2 protein-coding genes are annotated in these 1659 nt (G+C 33.0%); both read right to left on the reverse strand.

Going from position 1 to position 1659, the window contains the following annotated elements:
• On the reverse strand, positions 1–1059 hold a 1059-nt coding region (locus LDX58_RS25580), incomplete at its 3' end, for a DUF4179 domain-containing protein (protein ID WP_227940476.1).
• Positions 1028–1573, reverse strand: a complete 546-nt coding sequence (locus LDX58_RS25585; RefSeq protein WP_227940477.1) for a sigma-70 family RNA polymerase sigma factor — start codon at positions 1571–1573, stop codon at positions 1028–1030. The genes LDX58_RS25580 and LDX58_RS25585, both read right to left, overlap by 32 nt.
• Positions 1574–1659 lie beyond the last annotated feature (86 nt).

The following is a 1659-nucleotide window of genomic DNA, read 5'->3' on the forward strand; positions in this document are numbered from 1 at the left end:
ATCCTGAACGGTAATATTTTCTATTTCAACAGCTAAGTCTTGCCTTTCAGAATTAATTTCAACAGGAGTTCCTTCATCTAATTTAATAAAACGATCAGGTTCACTTAATGCCACTTTAGGTAGCACCTCTATATAACTAGTTTCTCCCTTTATTGACTGTGGAATAATACTTCTACCTTTAACAATAATTCTATTGTTCTCTTTGACAGTTTCTAGGTCAATTCCGTCTGAGGAGATATTGATTTCATTGCCTTGATCATCATAAGCCTCTAGTCGTACTTGATCATGTTTTCCTTCAATTGGAAAAGTAGCTGTATAGTTAATAGCAGTTGATGCTTTACCTTGAATAATTGAATCGAAATGAACATTTATTTCTGCATCTTCTTTGTTAGTTCCTTTGTCAACATTTACTGTGTGATATGGTAATTGGTTTATCGGTACGTCGAATCGCCAACTTCCTTCCTTTCCACCTATACTCTTGAATTCAAGCGGGAAAGAAGTTTCTGAAGGTAATTCTGTTTTTGGATAGCTTAATTGTATATGCCCTATATAGCCATTCTCTGATGGTTCCATATATACTAGTTCTTTACTATCAGAAATACCACCCTTACCATCAAATATTTCATATAACCCCTGAACACTACCATCTTCTTCTGTCCTTACATTGCCTATAACAGAAAAAGTAACTCCTACGACCGCTCCATCATAATAAGCATTTGTAATAGATACGTCTATACCTTTATAACTAAAGGTTTGATTCAATTCTGTTATCAAATCTTGAGATTGTAAACTTCTACCTACAACATCATTAAAAGCAGTATACACATTTCCTAACAACGGTACTTCCGCCATTACGTGAGATAGGGAAGGAGAAATGAAACTGGAAGAAATAAATAAAGTTGCAGCTGCTACTGTAGACCATACAATTTTTCTTGCACCTTTTTTATTTTTAGGTACATCATGACTAGCACGTTCTTTTCCAGCCTTTATTGCATTTAAAATATCATCTTTAGGTACTTCAATCTTCTCATATACTTCTTGAAATGATTTTTTCTCCATTATAGTTCATTCCTCCTAACAATTTTTTTAATCGTTCTTTCCCTCTACTCAAATAAGTTTTCACCGTATTTTCAGGTATGTTCATCACTTTAGCTATTTCACTTATAGGGAGATCTTGAAAGTAAAAGAGAATTATTGCATTTTTATGTCTTTCATTGAGCCTATTAACTGCCTCTAATAAATCTAGGTTCTCCACTCTTTTTTCCTTTTTATCTGCAGTGAGCTCGACGAAATTGTTCAAAGGTAATTCTTTCTTACTCTTTTTTAATACATCATACGCACAGTTTATAAGTATTTTTGTTAGCCAAGTTAAAAAGAAATTTTCATTTTTCAATTGACCAATTGATAAAAAAGCTTTGTAAGATGCCTCTTGGACAGCATCCAGAGCATCTTCACGATTCCGAACGTATAAGTAAGCAGTACGATACAATTGATCACCATGTAAAACAAGAAGTTCCTCCAAACATTCCTTGTTTCCTTTTATCGCCTTTTTAATTAGTGTAAGTTCATTCATCAATTTAACCTCCTTTCCGCTTATTAGAGTGAAAATATTATAAAAAAGTTTCAACTTTTTCTATGAAAAAACAATGGATCTGAAAC

The sequence above is a fragment of the Alkalihalobacillus deserti genome (assembly GCF_020734105.1).
In the GTDB taxonomy this organism is placed as follows: Bacteria; Bacillota; Bacilli; order Bacillales; family Bacillaceae_D; genus Halalkalibacter; species Halalkalibacter deserti.